Raw genomic sequence first — 21,220 nt, forward strand, 5'->3', positions numbered from 1 at the left:
AAGCAGTCCCCACTGCCACAACCTGCAGGCAGCACCTTGCTAAACATCGGGCTCCCGCTCGGACAGGCCGGTCCGGACAGCAACCGGCGAAGTCTGCTCCGGCGAGCGAAGAACGACCTCGGGGAGCATGCGTGCCACCGCCTGCATAGGCGGGCGTGGACTCTCCAGTTCAACGTCGATCCGTCCAGAAACTCGCCGTTGCTGTCCCTCAGGGGCGCCGATTTGGATCCTTGGTCATCATCTCCGCATCGGAGCCATGCTTCCGTCCGGATAGAGGGTAACATTCTCGTCAAGCGTCGACTGGATCTGCGCCGCTTCGCTTCGGTCTGCCGTTCACGGTAGCAGCCGCCTACCAGGTGCGCTGATGCCCAGGGCGATCTTTCACGGGCCGGACTGGCATTGGTCGTTCAACTTTGTATCGGACTCATTGGCTTCCGACCGGCGGCTTCGTATTCGAGCGCTATTACGCTGACCGCAGGAGATGCGGGGGATGACTTGTCGATCCGGCGTTGCGGAATGCTGATTCGTCCACTTTTTGGGCATCATCGCCGAACCTCGCCGGCAGTCGTGCATGGTGGCGATTGATAATAAGACCAAGCGATCAGTTTGGGCGTTTTTCCTGACCCAAGACGCCAGTGTCGGGCGACACTGGATTGCTCAGGTACATTTCTGAGGTTGTCGGGGGGCGCCATGGAAGGGCGTCGTGAAATCGTTCAATGGTCGGTTGCGCGACGCGCCTTCCGATCGAAGCCGATCCTCGAAGCGTGAGGGACAACCTACCACGCAGCGCGTCCGCACAGCAGGCTTGCGGGATGGTGCGCGCTGAGTTTGCGGAGGACCACTTCACGTGCATGTGGGCGCCGACGCCAGCTTATCAGCGGCGCGGAGACGGGAACAGGTCACTGCGGAATGGCCGGATGCGCATCAAGCCGACGGTGGAGCTGAATGTCGAGGGGTTGCAGTGGCCGGCGCGAAGCGGCCGGGCAAAGCAGCTCCGCCGGATCGGGGAGATCCTGCACACCCAGCGCGAGAGCGGGGCGGCACCGGACGTCGTGCTGTTTTAGGAGGCCTTCTCTACGGCGGCCAGACAGGCCGTCCAGCAGACGGGATATCCGGTCATCGTGCGCGGCCCATCCCGTTCGACACGCAGCATCTACGCCACCGACGGCAGACTGCCGGGTCGATCGAAGCCGCTGAAAGGGGAGCTGGGGATCAGGCTCATGTCGTCGGGATTGATCGTCGCAAGTCGCTTCCCCGTCGTCGGCCCCGTGTCGGATGCTTATTCCCGAAAAAGTTGTGCAGGCTTCGATTGTCTTTCCAACAAGGGGACGATGCTGGTCCGCATCCGGGTGCCGGGCATCCCCCGAACCGATCGACATCACCAACACGCACATGAATGCCAGGGGGGCGTCCAGGGTGTCGGCTGACCGCACGCTGGCGTCCCATCGGGCGCAGGCCGAGGAGCTGGCGATGTTCCTGCGGCGCAATCATTCCCGACGGCATGCGATGATATTGGCCGGAGATTTCAGTATGCGGCGATCCGCCGACCGGTTCAGCGATTTCAGCAAGCTGCACGCGATGGAGATGGTGCACATCTATTGCCGCCAGCGGCCGTCATGCGATGTGCGCCTGTCCTGGGACGGCGATGCGCCTTGGATGGATACGCAGGACCTGCAGTTCTTCTCGTCCGGTGAACGCGTCCGGATCGTGCCGATCAGGGTCAGGGCGATGTTCGACGGATCACCGGGAAGCCCCCGATTGTCGGATCACGACGGTCTGGAGGTCAACTACCGGATCACCACGACGCGTTGAGGGGGCGGGGCCATCCCACCGCCCGCGTCGGCGCGCATCGCATCCGGCACGGGGGGCAACGCGATCGGATCGTCGGTCGATACTCAATTAGCCGACCGGCGTCCGCGACAGACGATGCGGGCTTGACCTGCCCGGCGATCCTCCGTCAGTTCGGCTGGCCCATTGCCGGAGGTGATGTTCCTTGATCTTCGTCCAGCTGCTCAAATCTCTCGACGAGATCCTGTTCGAACTGATGAGCTGGTTCGTCTTCTTCCCGCTGACATTGCGGCGCGTGATCCGTCACCCCTTGACGATGATGCGCTATGCCGAGGAACAGTTGCGGCTTCCGGCCGGCGAAGAGCAGTATCGCACGACGGTCAGCCCGCCGGTCATGCTGATCCTGACGATCGTCATAAGCCAGGCGATCGGTCTGGCGGTGCTGGGCAGCAACCCGATCGTCCGCAGCAACCAGGGCCTGGCGGCCCTCGTCAGCGACAATACGACCCTTCTGCTGCTGCGGCTTGTGCTGTTCGCCATCTTCGCGGTGGTGCTCGCCACGCGCAAGGTGCGGCGCAGCAGCGTGGAACTCGAGCGTGCGACGTTGAAACCGGCGTTCTACGCGCAATGCTACGCGATTTCACCGGTAGCCCTCCTGTCGAATGTCGGCATCACGGCGTTCGGCCACCATCACCCCGCCTTGCAGGTCGCCGGCACGCTGGCGCTCGTCGTGGCGATCGTGTTTTACGGCGCGGTCCAGTTCCGCTGGTTCCGGCAGGAGCTTGGTGGCTCGGTCGCCCGTTCGGCGATCGACGCGCTGATCGGGATCGGCGAGAGCTTCGCGCTGTTCGTCCTGCTGGCGCTGCCGTTCGTATGACGCCGGCCCCGCCTCCTGGCTTCCAGGCAGCCGATCGACCGCTCCGTAGCGATCCGACACGCCCGGCGCTCGATCGTCGCCTGGTCGCTGATCGCGCGATGCAGACAGGGGGAGGAAGGAAGATGACCGGCAATCGCAACGTCGTCCTGGGTCTGGCCATTCTGCTGGCCAGCGCGACCTGTCCGTCCGGCGCGTCTGCGCAGGGCGCGAAGGCCAGTTCGCCGACCGAACTGGTCCGGATGGCGGAGCAACTCAAGCCCGGGCAATGGGTCTGGGCACCGACGATCGCACCGAGCGGCCCCATCCTGGTCTATGTCGACCTGTCGCGGCAGCGCGCGACCGTCTATCGCAACGGCATCCGCATCGGCGTGACGACCGTGTCGTCGGGCAAGCCCGGCCATGCCACGCCGACGGGTGTCTTCACGATCCTGCAGAAGGACGCGAACCACCGTTCGAGCAAGTACAACGACGCGCCGATGCCTTTCCAGCAGCGGCTGACATGGGATGGCGTGGCGCTTCACGCCGGCGGCCTGCCCGGTTATCCGGAAAGCCATGGTTGCGTGCACCTGCCCTACGGGTTCTCGCGCGCGTTGTTCGGTGTGACCACGCTCGGTGCCACGGTCGTCATCGACGGGGACGCCGCGCACCATGTCCGTACGTCGGATGCCAGCCTTCTGGCGCCATATGATGCCCATGGACGACCGACGGCATCGGCGGTGCTTGGTGCGCGGCAATATGCCTGGACCCCCGATCGGGCGCCGGCCGGCCCGCTGACCATCATCGTGTCGAAGTCCGAGCAGCGGGTCGTCGTCCTGCGCGGGGGCGTGGAGATTGGCCGCAGCGTCGCCAAGGTCAACGACGACGATCCGGGAAGCCATGTCGTTCAGCTCGCCGCGCATGCCGATGGTACGGCGCGCTGGATGTATCTGGGCCTTCCCGGCCACGAAGCGGAGGAAGGCAAGAGTCTGGACGAGGCGGTCATCAACCGGTTGCAGCTGCCGCGGCCATTCTACGAAGCGGTGAAGGCCGCGTTGCGGCCGGGAACGACGATCCTGATTACCCAATCGCCGGTCGGCCGGAGCACCGGGGAGCCGCTGACGGTCCTGGATGCGGTAATACCGCTGCCATAAGATCGCACAGCGACGTCGTCATGATTGCGTAATAGGTTGCTGTTTGTTTGCCGGTGATGACGACTTAAGGATGATGGACATGACCGATCGGCAATATTAGCCTCAGAACACGGTTGCTTCGGATACTGCGTAAGACGGGGGAATGGTTGTCATGCGTCTCGATACCGGTACGAGACTAGCGATGCTTGCCGCTCCGCTTGCGATGGTGCCGGCGGGCGCCCTCGCGCAGTCCACGGGTCTCGATGACCTGGTCGGAGCCCGCGCGGGTCAGGCGGAGGCGGAGCTTGAACGCCGGGGCTACCGCAATGTGGGCGGGGAGAAGGGCGACGATCGGAGCTACACCTACTGGTGGAGCGGCGATCGCCGGCAGTGCGTCACCATCGCGACGATGGACGGGCGCTATAACGCGATCACGCCCAGCCCGGCGCCCGACTGCCGCCAGCCGGCGTCCGTGCGGCCGAACCGCGATTATCAGGGCCAGCCGGCCAGCCGGCCGCGCCCCGGTTTCGAACCCGACCCGCGTTACGGACGCCCGGATCCGCGCTATCAGAACCAGCCCGCCAGCCGGCCCCGGCCCGGCTACGAACCCGACCCGGCCTATGGCCGACCATCCTACCGCCCCGGTGGCGACCGGCCGATCTATCCCGCCGGTGGACTGCCGGTCGTGGGTGGCCGCCCCGTCGAACTCGGGCTTGTCTGTTTCGGCGACGGTTCGCGCAACGGCATCGCAAGCGGCACGACCTGGACATGGAATGCGGCGCACGACCGCTATGAACATGGCCGCTACAACCAGTCCACGACCGAGATGTTCGACGCGTCGCTGATGGTCCAGACCTGGGCCGGCGGCGGTCGCATCCGGTTGCCGCGCTCGCTGATCCCGCCGATCAACGCGCGCGGTAACAGCGGCTGGTGGGACCTGAACGACGTATCCGTCGGTCGCGACGTGATCCGCGCGACATACAGGCTGAACGGGTTGAACAAGCCGCGCCTCACCATCGATCGCCGCCGTGGCCGGATTACCGTCGAGGGGACCGGAAGCTACGGGTTCCGCGGCACCTGCGATGTCATCGGCGAGCCCCGCCGGTTCTAGATCCGGCGCACGTCGAAGCAGGTCGATGCCGTTGCTGACCGAACTGGCGCTGGCGACCGCGATGGTCGTCGTGACCGCGATGATCCACGGTTTCGGCCTGCTGGTGATCGGCCGTTCGCTGCGCGCGCTCGATCGCGGCGTTGTCGATGCCGAACTCGATCCGCTGTCCTGGGTGGGGGCCGCCTACACCAGCATGGTCGTGCTTGGTCTGCTGGCGCTGGCCGGCATCGAGATCTGGCTCTACGCGTTCGTCTATCTGGCGGTCGGCGCCACGGCGACGCTTCCGGACTCGGTCTATTTCTCGACCATTACCTTCGCTGCGATCGGCTATTCCGATGCACCGCTGGCGACGCCTTGGCGGCTTGTGGGCGCGATCGAGGGTGTCAACGGCGTCCTGCTGCTCGGCTGGTCCGTCGCGTTCCTGGTCGCCGAACTGCAGCGCGTGCGACACCGCTAGCCGGCGCAGAATCACCGCGATTTGAAGACCCGCCCTTAGAACCGGCGCTGACCCGGATCGATCCGTTCGCAGGTTCCGGAAAAGTCCTGCCCGGTGCCCTTTATGGTGATGACCCCCGTCTGGCGATCGATCCTGACCTTCGGCTTGTTCAGCCCGTTGAGGCGGTAGCTTGCCCGGATCTCGTCATTGCCGACGCTGATATTGTCCAACTGCCACCAATGCTGGTGGTCCCCGCCGGAGTTCAGCGGCGGTATCAGCTTCTGCGGCAGGCGGATCCGCCCATCATTATCATATATCTGAAGGGTGACCGCGGATTCGAAGCCGCGCATTTCGGACTGGACGCCGCTGCGCGACCGATATCTGTGGTCGTAGCGATCCCATTCCAAAGTATTCACATATCCGGACTGAAGCTTCTCTCCACGACCCGTGCAGACCAGATTGATCGCGCCGTTACCGTCGTCGGGACCTTGAGCGCCGGCTGGGGCCGAGGCCATCACCACCATGGTTGCAACCATCATCCATCGGAATGTCATTGCCGTTCTCCCTGCCCGGCTGATATTTAATTCGCAAGTTCACTCCCGCAATAGTCGATATCGCCAATAGCCGGGTCCGATGTAATGCAGTACGGATGATGGTTCGCGTATTCGGTTCGATCCGCCGCGAACTTTCGCGACGGGCCGCCCGAAGCCGAGCAGTTTGGATACAGGACATGGCATCCGATCGGACCTGGACGCCGATCCGATACTTTCGGTAGGAGCCCGTGTTCCGGCACCACGGTCCCGGGCGAGGGTGGATCGGGGTGCGGGGAACGCGCGGCCCTGCCGCGGCCGACCGAAGCGTGCCGGTCGGCCGCCGCGGAAGCCCGCCTGGATGCGGTGGCGAGACGCCGCCTGGTTCCCGAGACTTAGCCAAAGGCTATGACCAACGAAAGTTTAAGAAGGCATTGGCGGACAATGTTCGCTCGCTTCGTGGGGGCGTTGCGGTCATGTTTGCGGTGCAGGGCGGATGGCGCGGCATGTGAACGCCGTACGGACGCGGTTTCGGGGACGTGCATCGTGCCCGGCGGCGGTGCGCCGGCAAGGGGACAGGGGGGGCGGATCACGCACGGCGACGTCGTTCCGGCGTGGCGCAGCGCGACGTCGAACAGGATCGAACCCGTCATGGCGGTCGGCATGCGGCCGATGGCCATCGCATCAATATTCGTGGGGGCATTGCATGAGTTTGCGGAGCAGAACGACCATGTTGGCAATGGCGGCCGGGGTTGGGGGGCTTCTGGCGCCCATCGCGCCGGCGGTTGCGCAAGGCTATGACATGCAGGCCAGGACGTTGCTGGGTAGTGCGAAGTTCAAGCAGGCCAAGGCCCGGCTCGATGCCGATTACGACCGGATCATCGCCGATATCGTGACGCTGACGGAGGTCGAGGCGCCGCCGTTCAAGGAGGCGACCCGCGGTGCCCTGTTCGGCAGGATGCTTGCCGCGGAGGGGCTGGCGGACATCACCACCGATGCCGAGGGCAATGTCTACGGCACGCTGAAGGGTTCCGGGACGGGGTCAGGCGCGACGCGGCCGGTCTTTGTCGTGACCGCGCATCTCGACACCGTCTTCCCCGCCGGCACGAACGTGAAGGTGAAGCGCGCGGGCAACAAGCTGATGGCGCCGGGCATCGGAGACGATACGAGCAGCCTGCCCGTCCTGCTGGCGTTCATCCGCGCGATCAAGGCGGCCGGTTTCACGCCGGCCACCGACATCGTGTTCATGGGCAATGTCGGCGAGGAGGGGCCGGGCGACCTGCGCGGCGTGCGCTATCTGTTCGGCAAGGGGCCGCTGAAGGACCGGATCAAATATTTCATCTCGTTCGAGCCCGGCCGGGGCGACCGGATCACCAATGCGGGTGCGGGGTCCAAGCGGTACAAGGTGACGTTCACCGGCCCCGGCGGGCACAGCATGGGCAATTTCGGGATCGTCAATCCATCCTACGCGCTGGCGGATGCGATGGTCCGGTTCGGCAGGATGACGGTGCCGGCCACCCCCAAGACGGTCTATAATGTCGGCATCGTCGAAGGCGGCACGTCCGTGAACTCGATCCCGTTCGCGATGTCGATGATGGTGGACATGCGTTCGGGCGGCAAGGCCGAGCTGGACGCCGTGGAGAAGCAGTTTCTTGCCATCCTGCCGGCCGCGGTCGATGCGGAGAACGCCGCACGTTCCACCGCGAGCGGCAAGATCGGCTATACGGTCACGCCGATCGGCGACCGGCCGGTGGGTGCGGTGGCAATGGACGCGGACATCATGCGGATGGCGGTGGCGCTGCGCAAGGCGGCCGGCGTGACGCCGACGTTCGGCACCGGTTCCAGCGACAGCAACATTCCGTGGAGCATGGGACGCGAGGCGATCACGCTGGGTTCGGGCTTCGAAACGCAGGGCGCCCATTCGCTGGACGAGTATCTGGTGTCCGACCGGCCCCGGGACGTGGAGAATATGGTGCTGGGCCTGGCCACCGTCCTGCTGATCGCGGGCGCGAAATAGCGGCAGTGCTGATTTGGCCCGGCGCCGCTGGACGGTGACCGGGTTTTCGACAGGGGGAATGCCATGCGTACCGTGATGCTCGCTACGACCGCGTTGACGATCGTCTTCTGCGCCGCCGCACCGGCCGTCGCCCAGACGGCCACGCCCCAGACGCCCCGGCTGCGGATCACCGCGCCCGAGGCGATGATGACGGGCCGGCCCGGTGCGGACTATTTCCTGGCGAACTATACGCAGGTCAGCGCCTGGCTGCAGAAGATCGCCGGCGAAAGCGACCGCATCAAGATTGTCGGCATCGGCAAGACCGCCGAGGGCCGCGAGCAATATATGGCGATCGTCTCGGCACCCGAGAACATCCGGAACCTGGAGAAATATCGCCGGATCTCCGAGCAGCTGGCCCTGGCCAAGGGGCTGACCGACGAACAGGCGAAGGCGCTGGCGGCGGAGGGCAAGGCGGTCGTGCTGATCGACGCGGGGCTGCACGCCACCGAGGTGACGAACGTGCAGACCCATATCCAGATCATCCACGAAATGCTGACCCGCGACGACGCGGAGACGCGGCGGTTGCTGGCGGACGATATCACGCTGTTCGTGTTCGCCAACCCGGACGGGCTGGAACTGGTCGCCGACTGGTACATGCGGCCGGCCGACAAGCTGAAGCGCAACAGCAACAGTATCCCGCGGCTGTACCAGAAGTATATCGGGCACGATAACAACCGCGACAGCTTCGTTTCCAACCAGCCGGAGACGACGAACATGAACCGCGTCGCCTATCGCGAGTGGTTTCCGCAGATCCTGTACAACGAGCATCAGACCGGGCCGGTCGGCACGGTGGTGTTCATCCCGCCATTCCGCGATCCGTACAACTACAACAACGAACCGCTGGTCATCAACCAGACGGACGCGGTCGGCACGGCGATGCACGCGCGGCTGGTGGCGCAGGGCAAGGGCGGTTCGGTCTCGCGTTCGGGCGCACCCTATTCCACCTGGTTCAACGGCGGGATCCGCACGATCGGCTATTTCCACAACCAGATCGGCATCCTGACCGAGATCATCGGCAATCCGACGCCGATGGAGATCCCGCTGGTGCCCGCCAACCAGCTGAACCGGCAGGACGAGGTGCTGACGATCGCGCCGCAGACCTGGCATTTCCAGCAGTCGCTCGACTACATCAAGGAGATGGACCGGGCGGTGATGGACTATGCGTCGCGCAACCGCGAGACGGTGCTCTACAATCGCTACATCATGGGTCGAAACCAGATCCGGAAGGGCAGCGAGGACAGCTGGGTCGTCACGCCCAAGCGGATCGACGCGCTGAAGGCGGCGGCCGCGGCGATGAAGACGAACAGCGGCGGCAGTCCGCTGGACGAACTGACCGGATACGACACGCGGGCGATCGTCCCGACATCGCTGTACAAGACCGTGTTGCAGGACCCGGCCTACCGCGCGCCGCGCGCCTTCGTCCTGCCGGCCGATGCGCAGCCGGACCTGCCGACGACGGTCAAGTTCCTCAATTCGCTGATCAAGGCCGGTATCGAGGTCGAGCGCGCACCCGCGGCGTTCAGCCACGGCGGCCGGCGCTATGCGGCCGGTTCCTATGTCGTCCGTTCGGACCAGGCGTTCCGCCCCCATGTGCTCGACATGTTCGAAGCGCAGGATCATCCGCAGGACTTCGCCTATCCGGGTGGTCCGCCCGTCCGGCCCTATGATATCACCGGCTACACGCTGGCGTTCCAGATGAACGTGAAGTTCGATCGGCTGCTCGATGACGCGCCGGCGCATTTCCCGATCGTGCCGGACGTGATCGACACGCCGCCCGCCGGCCGGATGATCGGCACGGGCAGCGCCGGCTACGTCGTCAGCCATGCCACCAACAACAGCTTCACGCTGACCAACCGCCTGCTGAAGGCGGGGGTGCCGGTGCATTGGCTGAAGGCGGCGACGACGGTTGACGGCACGGCGCTGGCACCCGGCGCGCTGTGGATCCCGGCGGGCGGGCAGGCAGGCGCGATCGTGCAGGCCGCGGTGACGCAGCTCGGGCTGGACGTGCATGCCGTCGCGGCCCGGCCGGCCGGGGACGCGATCCCGGTGAAGGCGCCGCGGATCGGGCTGGTGGACGTCTATGGCGGATCGATGGCGTCGGGCCACAACCGCTGGATCTTCGAACAATATGAGTTTCCGTACACGGTCGTCTATCCGCAGGAGCTGGACAAGGGCGGGCTGGACAGGACGTATGACGTGCTGATCTTCCAGACCGACGTGCTGGGCCGCGAAGGCCGCCCGCCGCAGCCGCAGCCGGCGGCGGCGGACGTTCCGGCCGAATGGCGCAAGGCGCTCGGCCGCATCACCCGGGAAAAGACCTATCCGCAGATCGCGGCGTTCGCCCGCGCCGGCGGCACCGTGGTGACGGTGGGCAACGCATCCGCGCTGGCGGCCGCGATCGGGGTGCCGGTCGTCAACGCGCTGAGCAGCGTCGATGCATCGGGCAAGCGCGTGCCGTTTCCCAGCACGAAATTCTACGTGCCGGGTTCGGTGTTGCAGGCGAACGTCGATATCAGCGATCCGCTGGCCTACGGCATGCCGGAGACGGTCGACGTCTTCTACAACAACAACCCGACCTACATGTTCGCGCCGGCCGCCGTGGGGGTCCGGCGCGTATCGTGGTTCGCCAGCGACGATCCGCTGCGGTCGGGCTGGGCATGGGGCCAGAAGGCGCTGAACGACACCGCCACGGTGGTGGATGCGACGCTGGGCCGCGGGCACGTCTACCTGCTGGCGCCGGAAGTCACGCAGCGTGGACAGTCCTATGCGACGTTCAAGCTGCTGTTCAACGCGGCGCTGTACGGGCCCAGCCAGGCCGGGATCGCGACGGTGGCGGCCACGAAGGAGGCCGGCGCCAAACCGGCCGACTGATCCGGTGACGCGGCTTGGTCATGGTCGGGCGACGGGCGGCATTTCGGGGCGGCATGCGCGTGGGTCCACGGTTCCGGCGAAGCGTGCGCCAACGTGCGCTGTGCTGCGGGCGTCCCTGTTCGCGCTCCTGCCGGCCGCGGCTTCGGCTCAGCCGGGGGCGGTATCCGAAACGATCGTCGTCAGCGGACAGCGGGAGGCGGGCGACGCCGTTTCGTTCGAGACGCGGCACGCACTGTCGCCCGAGATGGTCGGGCGGCTGGACGCGATGTCGGCCGACGAGATCGTCCGGCGGCTTCCGGGGCTGCACGTGCCGACCAATTCGCGTGGCGAGGCCGTCGCCTTCGTGCGCAATGCGGGGGAACGGCAGGTCACGGTCTTCTTCGAAGGCGCCAGCATCAACATTCCCTGGGACAACCGGCTGGACCTGTCGTTGCTGCCCGCCGGGTTGATCGGGGGCGTCCGGACCGCCGCCGGGCCGCTGGCCCCGCATTACGGCGTCAACGCACTGGCCGCGATCAGCCTTTCGCCCGTCGACGCACCGGGGGCGCAGGGCCAGTACGGCACCGGTGACCAGCTGGACGGGCGGGCGGCGGTGCGGATCGGTCCGGCGATCGTGGGCGGCAGCTATGCGCGGCGCGACGGCGACCCGCTGTCCGACGATGCCGATCTGCCGTTTTCGCAGCCGGGCCGCCGGCTGCGCACCAACACGGATCGCGAACTGGCCAGCCTGTTCGGGCGCGTCGCACAGTCCGTCGGCGATCATGACCTGAGCCTTGCCGCCTTCCATGTCCGGGGCGCGAAGGGGATCGCGCCCGAAGGCAACCGCGCGTCCGGTGCGCGGTTCTGGCGCTATCCCGATATCCGCCACACGCTGATCGCCGGCAATGCGCGCAGCCGGCTGACCGGATCGACGGAACTCGACAGCGCGCTATGGTATCAGCGGTTCGGGCAGACGATCGACAGCCATGCCGATGCCGATTACGACCGGATCACGGCGCAGCAGGTCGACCGCGATCGGACCTGGGGCGTGCGCGAACTGCTGAAGCATCGGAGCGGCCCGGCGACGTTCGTGGGATCGCTCAACCTCCAGCAATCGACGCACCGCCAGCGCGATATCGGCTATGTGGGCGGATCGCGGCCGGCCGTGCTGCCGGCCACCCTGTCCTACAGCCAGCGCAACTGGAGCGTCGGCGGCGAGGTCGAATATGCGGTCTCGCCCGTCTTGCGGGCCGAGATCGGTGCGGGTTATGACGCGGTCGACTATGTCCGCACGGGTGACAAGCCGCCGGTGCCGACCGCCGGCGACTGGACGGGGCGGATCGGCCTGATCCTGGCGACGGGCGACGGCTGGCTGCTGCGGGCGGCCGTGGGGCGCAAGATGCGCGCCCCGACCATGCGGGAACGGTTCGGCGAGGCGATCAACCGTTTCCTGCCCAACCCGGATCTGGACCCCGAACGGATCATCACGGCGGAACTGGGGGCGGAATGGCGCGGGGCGGCGGGCGGTTTCTACCTGATCCCGTTCGTGCAGGACCTGAAGAACACGATCGACCAGCGCACCGCCGGCGGGCTGCGCCAGCGCATCAACCTGGACGGATCGACGGTCAGGGGGCTGGAACTGGGCGGCAGCTGGCAGATCCTGCCGCCGCTGGCGGTGGCGGGCAACGCGACCTGGACGCAGGTGCGCCGCAAGGGGGCGACCGCGGGCCAGCCCAACCGGATCGCGGAGAAGCCTGCGCTGATCGCCAGCATCAATGCGCGTTACGCGCATCCGTCCGGCATTTCGGCGATGGTGGAGGCCCGGCATGTCGGCGAGGCCTATTCCGCCGACCCGGCGGGCGCGCTGGTGGCGCTGGAACGATCGACAAGCTTGGACGGCAGGATCGGCTATGGCTGGGATGTGGGGAACCGGAAGATGGAGATCTTCCTGCACGCCGGGAATATCGGCGATACGTGGATCGAACCACAACTGGGCCTGCCCGCGCCGGGACGATCGGTCCGCATCGGCCTGCAGCTCGGCTAGACAGGGCGGAGGCAGGCGCGACCGGCTGGAGTTATTTAATTCGCAAATACTGATTCTATAAAGATAATATGGCCTCATGCGATTACCGTACAATATGAGTTTCTTCATGTGTACGAAAATACGCAATATGACGTATCTGAGTTAAGAGTTGAATTATGTTGATTGTAATCCATTTTGATGGGATTTCATAAGGCATGAATCCTGCGCGATAGTTGCGCGGATGGTTTGGTCGGGGGGCTGGTATGAAGTCTGTTTTTGCTCTTGTGGTGATCGGTCTGCTGGCGACTGCGGGTCCTGCGGCGGCCGCGCAGGGCTATGATCCCGCCTTATGGTCGGGACTGCATTACCGGGAGGTCGGGCCGTGGCGCGGCGGACGTGTCACGACCGTCACCGGCGTGCCGTCGCAGCCCCGCACATTCTACATGGGCACGGTCGGCGGCGGCGTCTGGAAGACGACGGATGCGGGGCACAGATGGACCAACACCAGCGACGGACAGATCTCGGTCGGATCGATCGGTGCGGTCGCGGTGGCGGACAGCAACCCCGACATCGTCTATGCCGGCACCGGATCGTCCAAGATCCGCAGCAATGTGTCGATCGGGCGCGGCCTGTACAAGTCGGTCGATGCCGCGAAGACATGGCGGTTCATGGAGCTGCGCGATGTCGGGCAGATCGCCACCGTGCGCGTCAACCCGACCGATCCGAACGAGGTGTTCGTCGCCGCGACCGGGGATCCGTTCAAATACAGCACGGAACGGGGCGTGTACCGGACACGCGACGGCGGCGTGACGTGGAAGAAGATCTTCTTCCTGAACGAACGGCTTGGTGCCGCGGACATCGAGTTCCAGGCGGACAATCCGAGGATTCTATATGCGACCATGTGGCACGGCCTGCGTCAGCCATGGTCGATCATATCGGGCGGCACCGAAGGCGGCGTGTACAAGTCGGTCGACGGTGGTGACCATTGGGTGAAGCTGGGCGGTGGCCTGCCCACCGGGCTGTTCGGTCGCGCCAATATCGGGGTGAGCGCGAGCGCGCCGAACGTGCTGTACGCGTTGATCGAGGCGAAGCCCGGACACGGCCTGTATCGTTCGGACGATGCGGGCGCGACATGGCGGCTGGTCAACGGCGAGGCGCGGCTTGTCACCCGGCCATTCTACTACACCACGCTGGGCGTCGACCCGACCGATGCGAACGTGGTGTTCGTCGGCAACGAAGGCTGGTTCAAATCGGTGGACGGCGGCAAGACGTTCAAGACGCGCCCGGTGCCGCATGGCGACAATCACGACGTCTGGATGAACCCGAAGGATTCGCGGATCATGGTGCAGGCCAATGACGGCGGCGCCAACGTGTCGGTGGACGGCGGCGACAACTGGACGACGCAGGCCAACCAGCCGACGGCGGAAATCTACCAGGTCGCGGTCGACAACCAGTTCCCCTATCGCCTCTACGGCGCGCAGCAGGACAATACGACGGTCATCGTGCCATCGCTGTCGCTTGGCGACGGACAGGATTACCGGATCGGTCCGGGCTGCGAGACGGGGCCGATCATACCGAAGATCGACGATCCGAATCTGGTCTGGGGGGCCTGCAAGGGGCAGTTCAGCCGGCTCGACCTGCGTACCAACGGCAACGAGCAGCGTTACTGGATCGGCAGCGAGTCGCTGTACGGCAACGATCCGAAGGATCTGCGCTATCGCTTCCAGCGCGTCGCGCCGCTGGAGGTTTCGCCGACGCGGGCCGCCACGATCTATTATGGTTCGCAGTTCGTGCATCGTTCGCCCGACGGCGGCGTGACGTGGCAGACGATCAGCCCGGACCTGACCGCCAATCCGGCCGAACGGCAGTTCGCGTCCGGCGAGCCGATCACGCGCGATGCGACGGGCGAGGAGATCTATTCCACGGTATACGCGATCCGCGAGAGCGGCGTCCGGCCGGGCGTGATCTGGGCGGGGTCGAACGACGGGCTGGTCCACGTCACGCAGGACGACGGCAAAACGTGGCGGAATGTGACGCCCAAGGGGCTGCCGCCCGGCGGCCGCGTGCAGAATATCGAACCCGGCGTGCGCGCCCCCGGCACCGCTTATGTCGCGATCTATCGGTACCTGATGGGGGATTTCGCGCCCTATCTCTATGCCACGGACAATTACGGCAAAAGCTGGAAGCGGCTTGCCGACGGGCGCAACGGCATTGCGGCGAACGAACCGACGCGCGTGATCCGCGAGGATCCGGAGCGACCCGGCCTGCTATATGCCGGCACCGAGTTCGGCATGTACGCATCGTTCGACAGCGGGGCGCATTGGCAGAGCCTGCAACTCGACCTGCCCGCCACACCCGTCACCGACATCCGGCTGGCGCATGGCGATCTGATCCTGTCGACGCAGGGGCGCGGCTTCTGGATCCTCGATAATCTGAGCGTCCTCCGGCAAGTGCCACGAAGCGGCGCGGCGACGGCCGACCGGTTGTACGCGCCGGTCACGGCCGTGCGCGTCAACAGCACCGGCGACAAGGGATCGGACCCCGCCGAGGGGCCGGAATATATCCTGCCCGGCGCGCAGATCGACTATTTCATCGGGCCGAACAGCGGCGGCAAGCCGGTGTCGATCGCCTTCGTCGATGCGACCGGCAGGACGGTGCGCAGCTTCTCCAGCGATGGCCCGGCGGAAGGGCCGGCGGGCGGCGGGGGCGGGGGCGACGAGGACGGCGGCGGGCGCTATCGCCCGGTCTATCCGAAGACGCCGGCCACGACCCCCGGCATGCATCGCTTCATCTGGGATCTGCGCCACACGGGTGAACCCGGGACGGCATCGCCGGTCGCAGCGACGAGTGCGCCGACACCGACACCGACCGCAGCACCGGCGACGCCGCGGCCGCGCTTTCCGGATGGTCCCATGGTGCCGCCGGGCGACTATACGGTGGTCCTCACGGTCGGCGGCGTCGCGACGCGTCAGCCGTTGCGCATCGTCGAGGATCCCCGCGTCGTCGCCAGCGGCGTGACCGATGCCGACCTGGTGGCGCAGTATCAGCACAACCTGCGCGTGCTGGAACTGGTCAACGATACCGGCCGCGCCGTTGCACGCGTCACGCAGGCCCAGTCGGCACAGGCCGATCCGGCCAGGGCGAAGGCCCTCAAGCCGATCGCCGACGCGCTGATCACGCCGCGGATCCGGTACAGCAAGCCCGCGCTCCAGACCCACGTCAACTATCTCTACAGCCAGACCGGGTCGACGGACCAGAAGGTCGGTGCCGACGCGATCGGGCGCTACGCCGAACTGCGCCAGAAGGTCGACGCCATCGTCGCCGATCTCGATCGTCTGCTCGGGCCGGTCGATCTGATCGCGTTGCGCCCCTATCTGAGCGGCAGCCAGGATGCCCGGACCAGCGTGGACGACGATACCGACGACGACAATTGAGCCGGACGGCGGGCAGGTATCTGCCCGCCCCGGCACCGGATCGGGGCAGGGCCGAAATTGTTCGAGCAGAAGCCGACCTATTTTTCGGTGTCGATCGAACCGGGGCGTAGCCGGCGCCCGGTGGATCGGTGGATATCGCCACCGGACGGCGGTGGGGACAACGGGGTGCGCACGTATGCCGATTTCATGGGCAAAATCGCCCCGATAGTGGTCAAACACCTGTTACCAACCTGTCATAAGTCAACCATGGGAAGGCTGGCGGCGTAGTTAATCAAGGGGTTGCGATGAATCTCCGGCAAATCGAGGTGTTTCACGCGGTCTATTCGCTGGGTTCCATCAGCGGCGCATCACGCATGCTGCATGTGTCGCAGCCGTCGGTCAGCAAGATGGTGAAACATGCCGAGTCGCGGCTCGGCTTTGCGCTGTTCCGACTGGTGCGGGGGCGCCTGACCCCTACCGACGAAGCGCATATCCTGTTTCGCGAGGCGGACGATCTTCACGCGCGCATCGACACGTTCCAGCGCGCGGCGCTGAGCCTGCGGTCCAATTCCGAAGGGCATATCCGGATGGGTGTCCTGCCGTCGCTGGCGCTTTCGCTGGCGCCCGAGGCCGTGGTCCGCTTCCGTCAGCGGATGCCGCGCGTCACCTTCGAGATGTCGGCCGTCCACCATGAGGATTTTCGCGACGTGCTGGCGTCGCGCGCGTGCGATTTCGTGATCGGCCATCAGCTTCCGCTCGACGTGGAGATCGCGTCGGCCTCGCTCGGCATCGGGCGCGTCGGTGCGTTGTTCCTTCGCCGGCTGCTGCCGGAAGGGACGATGGCGGTGACGCCGGAGATGCTCGCCGCGAACGAGGTGATCGGCCTCAGTCCGAGCGTCGCGATCGGCGGGCTGGCCGGGTCGACGCGGGCGGCGGAGATCACGCCGAAAATCACGGTGGGTTCGGTCTATATCGCGGCGGCGCTGGCGCGGCAGGGCGCGGGGATCGCGATCGTCGACGAATTCACCGCACGCGAATATGTCGACGACAGCCTGATCTTCCTCCCGCTGGCACCCGCCGTCACGTTCGAACTCAAGGTGCTGCATCTTGGCAGCCGGCCGCTGTCACGCCTGGCGCGCAGCTTCATCGAACTGAAGCGCCGGCTGATCGCGACGCCCACGGAGCGGGGGTATGTCGGGACGGGCGATCGTGCGGGTGCCGTCACCCATTAGCGCAGCCAAGATCCGGCGCGCGACAAGCCGGGCCGAACCACCGCGAAACCCGTCCATGCCCGGCATGGGTGAGGGACGCTATCCGGGTCAGTCTTCCAGCGCTTCGGGCCGAACCGCGCGAGCGCATCGGCGATAGATGCTGAACGTCGGTCCGGCCTGGTTCGTCACCATGCTTTGAGCCTTCCCGGACGCGATCGGCGGACGCGCAGCGTCCACACGCGCCCCTCGTCGGGCGACGCTGGTCGTCCTGTCGTTCCGCGGTTGCCCCACGCGCCCATGCCCGCGGATGCCGGTTCCGGGCGGCGTCGCGTCGGCGATATCGTCTGTATTGCATGGACGGTATCCAGCGTCGCCCAGCTTCACAGTCAGTAACGCCCCCGTTCATCGTTCCATGCCGAAAGCGGACCCATGCAATTTCGTTATGGGTGTCATCCTCATATGGGGAGGAGCGAAGGTACAAGTCGGCTTGACTGAAGTCGCACGGCTGATAGCCATAGTATCAATAGAGGGGGGAGCCTGTAGCGCCAAATAATGCGCCTAAGCTCCATGATCTTCCAAATGTTCAGAAGGCGATATGCCTCGATCCCGTGGAAGCAGCATGAGCTTGGGTTAAGGGGGGTTTTCATGCGCGCTTATACATGCTCGGTCTTGTCCCGTCGTAATCGGTCCGTCACGCCGCGCGATGTCACATACAACCCGATCCGGCGACCCGTACAGGGCGGCGACTTGGCTGCTTGCGCCGTCTTTCCGGCCGCCGCCGGGTCCGCCGCACGATCGCGCAGGGCGTTGATCGGGGCATTGCTGCTGACCGGTGCGACCGCCGGCTACGCACAGGACGCCCAGCCGGTGCAGACCGTGCCCGACGTCCCGACGTCCGCCGTCGCGCCGCCGCCGGCGATAGCTCCCGCATCCGCGGACGACGACGCGGCGACGGCCGAGATTACGGTCACCGGATCGCGCATCTCGCGCAACGGCTATGACCAGCCGACGCCGGTGACGGTGATCGGCCTTGCCGAGATCCAGGCCGCGGCGCCGGCCAACATCGCCGATTTCGTGAACCAGATCCCGTCCGTGTCGGGCAGCGTGACGCCGTCGAACACCCAGCGCGTCCTGAGCGGCGGGGCAGGCGGCATCAACACCATCAACCTGCGCAGCCTGGGCAGCACGCGCACGCTGGTCCTGCTGGACGGGCACCGATCCGTCGGTTCGCTGGCGAGCGGCACGGTCGACGTGAATACCATCCCGCAGGGACTGGTGAAGAGCGTCGAGGTCGTCACCGGCGGTGCGTCGTCGGTCTATGGTTCGGACGCGGTGGCGGGCGTCGTCAACTTCATCCTCGATCGCACCTATACGGGCCTGAAGGGTGAGATCAGCTACGGCGAGACCACCTATGGCGACGACGATACGTGGCGCGCGACGCTGACCGGCGGAACCGCCTTTGCCGACGGGCGCGGCCATGCCCTGATCAGCGGGAATATCGTGCGGCGCGGCGGCGTGTACGGATCCGGCCCGCGTCCCTGGACGGACCGCGCCATGCACCTGATCCAGAACCCGGCCTATCAGCCGGGCAACGGCCAGCCGGAATTCGTCGCATCGCGGCAGTCCGGTCTGAACACGACGACCGGCGGCGGCATCATCACCAGCGCGGGCGCGCTCAGGGGGACATATTTCGGTCAGGGCGGTACGGTCAACCGCTATGACTATGGCGACAATCGTTCGATCGCCAACAGCATCGCAACCAACAACAGCGCCTGGACGCAAGGGGGCGACTATCAGCTGAGCCAGCAATATTATGGGACTTCGTTGCAGCCGGAGGAGAATCTCTCGAGTATCTTCGGCCGGTTCAGCTACGAGCTGTTCGACAATTTCCAGGTCTATACCGAGCTTTCCTACAATCTCAGCAAGCAGCGCAGCTGGGGCGGATATCACACCGACAAGGCGAATGTGACGATCCTGCGCGACAATGCGTTCATCCCGGCGGCCGTGCGCGACCTGTTGCCGGCCAGCGCGACCGGTTTCACGATCGGTACGTGGAACCAGGATATTCCGACGCGCGAGAGCCGTTACGACCGGGACGTCCAACGCTATCTGGTCGGTTTCGAAGGGTCGTTCGACCTGCTGAAGGCGGACTGGAAGTGGGACGGCTATTATCAGCGCGGCATCATGAACGCCAAGGAAGCGCTGGTTTCGGCCAACCGCGTCAAGCTGGGCTATGCGCAGGACGCCGTCCGCAACAGCAGCGGCACCATCGTCTGCCGTCCCACCGCCGCCAGGCTGGCCGATCCGTTGTTCCAGGGTTGCGTCCCGTTCAACCGCATGGGGATCGGCGTCAATTCGCAGGCCGCCGTCGACTACATCATGGGCACGCCCTATGGCGACCGGCGGTTGCAGCAGGACGTCGGCGCGCTGAATTTCAGCACCAGCATCAACAATCCGTGGCTGGAGGCGATCGGCATCGCGTTCGGCCTGGAACATCGCAAGGAACGGATTTCGGGGTATGTGCCGCCGGAATATGCGTCGGGGTGGTATTCGGGGAATTTCACCGCGACCCAGGGGTCCTACACCGTGACGGAAGGCTATGGCGAAGCGCTGGTCCCGCTGCCGTTCGATTTCGAGTTCACCGGCGCGGCGCGGTACACGCATTACAGCGAGTCCGGGAACGTCGTCACCTGGAAGGCCGGGCTGAGCTGGCAGCCGGTCAACGACATCCGCCTGCGCGTAACGCGGTCGCGCGACATCCGCGCGCCCAACCTGTCCGAACTGTTCCAGGGCGGCAGCCGCAACACCAACTCGATCGGCGATCCGTGGCAGGGCAACGCCCCGGTCCGGTATACCCAGACCGTGACCGGCAACCTGGCGCTGGAACCGGAGAAGGCCGATACCTGGGGCTTCGGCGCGGTGTTCCGGCCGTCCTTCGTGCCGGGTTTCGGGCTGTCGATCGACTATTATGATATCAAGATCAACGGCGCGATCGGGACGCTGGGGCCGCAGGACATCGTCGATCGCTGCTTTACGGGCAATGTCGACCTGTGCCAGCGGCTGCAGGCGATCACGCCGGGCGGCACGGTCCCCTATGGCAGCCCCGGTTTCGGTGCCACCGGGCCGGGCACCGGCGTCACCGAATATCTGATCGCCAACAGCCCCTATAATTTCCTGTCGAACCGCGCGCGGGGCATCGATATCGAAGCCAGCTACCAGTTCGACCTTGCTAGCATCGCGGCCAGCCTGCCGGGCAAGGTGAACCTGCGGGCCATCGCGACGCATTATCTGGAAGCATCGGAGTCGAACGGCGTCCAGGCCCCGACCGACGTGGTCGGCGAGAATGCAGGCGGGGGGCCGGCGGACTGGACCTATCGGATCACCGCCGGCTACGCGGTCGACAATTTCTCGATGCAGCTGATCGGCCGGGGCGTGAGCGCAGGCGTCTACAACAACCAGTGGACCGAATGCACGAGCGGTTGCCCGGCATCGAACACGATCAATCGGACGATCGCGGACAACCATATCGACGGCGCATTCTATCTGGACACCTATTTCGCGTACGACCTGCCGGTCGGCAGGGTGAAGAGCCAGCTGTTCTTCCGCGTCGCCAACATCCTGAACACGGATCCGGTGCCGGTCGGCAAGGGACCGTCCGACACGTCGAACGTCGATCTGGGCATCAACCAGACGATGTACGACTATCTCGGGCGGAGTTTCCGCGCCGGCCTGCGCTTCGATCTCTAGCCCGGATCGAGGGGCGTCGTAGCAGCGGGGGCGGATCCGAGTGCCCCCGCTGCGCTCCACCGATGGTAT

The 21,220-nt window shown here is 65.8% G+C and carries 14 protein-coding genes; 12 read left to right on the top strand and 2 right to left on the bottom strand.

Annotated elements, in window-relative coordinates; all coding sequences use genetic code 11:
• Positions 1-917 precede the first annotated feature (917 nt).
• The 6 genes from BKY59_RS17650 to BKY59_RS07670 all read left to right on the top strand — a co-directional run bounded on the left by BKY59_RS17650 (position 918) and on the right by BKY59_RS07670 (position 5,342).
• Positions 918-1,064 (top strand): hypothetical protein, encoded by a 147-nt coding sequence (locus BKY59_RS17650; protein WP_165374808.1) that lies wholly within the window; start codon positions 918-920, stop codon positions 1,062-1,064.
• 466 nt (positions 1,065-1,530) lie between these two features.
• The gene (locus BKY59_RS07650; protein WP_129586276.1) at positions 1,531-1,812 is read left to right on the top strand and encodes a hypothetical protein; all 282 of its coding nucleotides are present in this window, start codon (positions 1,531-1,533) and stop codon (positions 1,810-1,812) included.
• A 181-nt stretch (positions 1,813-1,993) separates the two neighbouring features.
• Positions 1,994-2,665: a hypothetical protein gene (locus BKY59_RS07655; RefSeq protein ID WP_076070309.1), complete on the top strand. Its 672-nt coding sequence runs from the start codon at positions 1,994-1,996 to the stop codon at positions 2,663-2,665.
• Between the two features lie 122 nt (positions 2,666-2,787).
• Positions 2,788-3,795, top strand: coding sequence for a L,D-transpeptidase (locus BKY59_RS07660; RefSeq protein WP_076070311.1), 1,008 nt, complete (start codon positions 2,788-2,790; stop codon positions 3,793-3,795).
• 151 nt (positions 3,796-3,946) lie between these two features.
• Positions 3,947-4,885: a hypothetical protein gene (locus tag BKY59_RS07665; protein WP_076070354.1), complete on the top strand. Its 939-nt coding sequence runs from the start codon at positions 3,947-3,949 to the stop codon at positions 4,883-4,885.
• 25 nt (positions 4,886-4,910) lie between these two features.
• A complete protein-coding gene (locus BKY59_RS07670; protein ID WP_076070313.1) occupies positions 4,911-5,342 on the top strand; it encodes an ion channel in 432 nt (143 codons plus the stop codon).
• 35 nt (positions 5,343-5,377) lie between these two features.
• Here BKY59_RS07670 and BKY59_RS07675 read toward each other — a convergent pair whose 3' ends face one another.
• Both BKY59_RS07675 and BKY59_RS17345 read right to left on the bottom strand, forming a co-directional pair.
• Positions 5,378-5,860 carry a hypothetical protein gene (locus tag BKY59_RS07675; protein WP_076070315.1) on the bottom strand — a complete coding sequence of 161 codons (483 nt, stop codon included), beginning with the start codon at positions 5,858-5,860 and terminating at the stop codon, positions 5,378-5,380.
• Between the two features lie 386 nt (positions 5,861-6,246).
• A complete protein-coding gene (locus BKY59_RS17345) occupies positions 6,247-6,531 on the bottom strand; it encodes a hypothetical protein (protein WP_129586277.1) in 285 nt (94 codons plus the stop codon).
• A 59-nt stretch (positions 6,532-6,590) separates the two neighbouring features.
• Between BKY59_RS17345 and BKY59_RS07680 the strand changes: the two genes are divergently transcribed.
• From BKY59_RS07680 to BKY59_RS07705, 6 genes are all read left to right on the top strand, one after another.
• On the top strand, positions 6,591-7,868 hold the full coding sequence (locus BKY59_RS07680) for a M20/M25/M40 family metallo-hydrolase (RefSeq protein WP_240500019.1): 1,278 nt from the start codon (positions 6,591-6,593) through the stop codon (positions 7,866-7,868).
• A 63-nt stretch (positions 7,869-7,931) separates the two neighbouring features.
• On the top strand, positions 7,932-10,778 hold the full coding sequence (locus tag BKY59_RS07685) for a M14 family metallopeptidase (protein WP_076070317.1): 2,847 nt from the start codon (positions 7,932-7,934) through the stop codon (positions 10,776-10,778).
• A gap of 100 nt (positions 10,779-10,878) precedes the next feature.
• The gene (locus BKY59_RS07690; RefSeq protein ID WP_076070319.1) at positions 10,879-12,801 is read left to right on the top strand and encodes a TonB-dependent receptor; all 1,923 of its coding nucleotides are present in this window, start codon (positions 10,879-10,881) and stop codon (positions 12,799-12,801) included.
• 242 nt (positions 12,802-13,043) lie between these two features.
• A complete protein-coding gene (locus BKY59_RS07695) occupies positions 13,044-16,214 on the top strand; it encodes a WD40/YVTN/BNR-like repeat-containing protein (RefSeq protein WP_206362036.1) in 3,171 nt (1,056 codons plus the stop codon).
• Positions 16,215-16,498: 284 nt separating this feature from the next.
• Entirely contained in the window at positions 16,499-17,425 is a 927-nt protein-coding gene (locus BKY59_RS07700; protein ID WP_076070322.1) for a LysR family transcriptional regulator, read from the top strand.
• A gap of 648 nt (positions 17,426-18,073) precedes the next feature.
• The gene (locus BKY59_RS07705) at positions 18,074-21,151 is read left to right on the top strand and encodes a TonB-dependent receptor plug domain-containing protein (RefSeq protein ID WP_206362037.1); all 3,078 of its coding nucleotides are present in this window, start codon (positions 18,074-18,076) and stop codon (positions 21,149-21,151) included.
• The last annotated feature ends 69 nt before the right edge of the window (positions 21,152-21,220 follow it).

Source organism: Sphingomonas montana (assembly GCF_001956315.1).
Classification (GTDB): Bacteria; Pseudomonadota; Alphaproteobacteria; order Sphingomonadales; family Sphingomonadaceae; genus Sphingomonas_R; species Sphingomonas_R montana.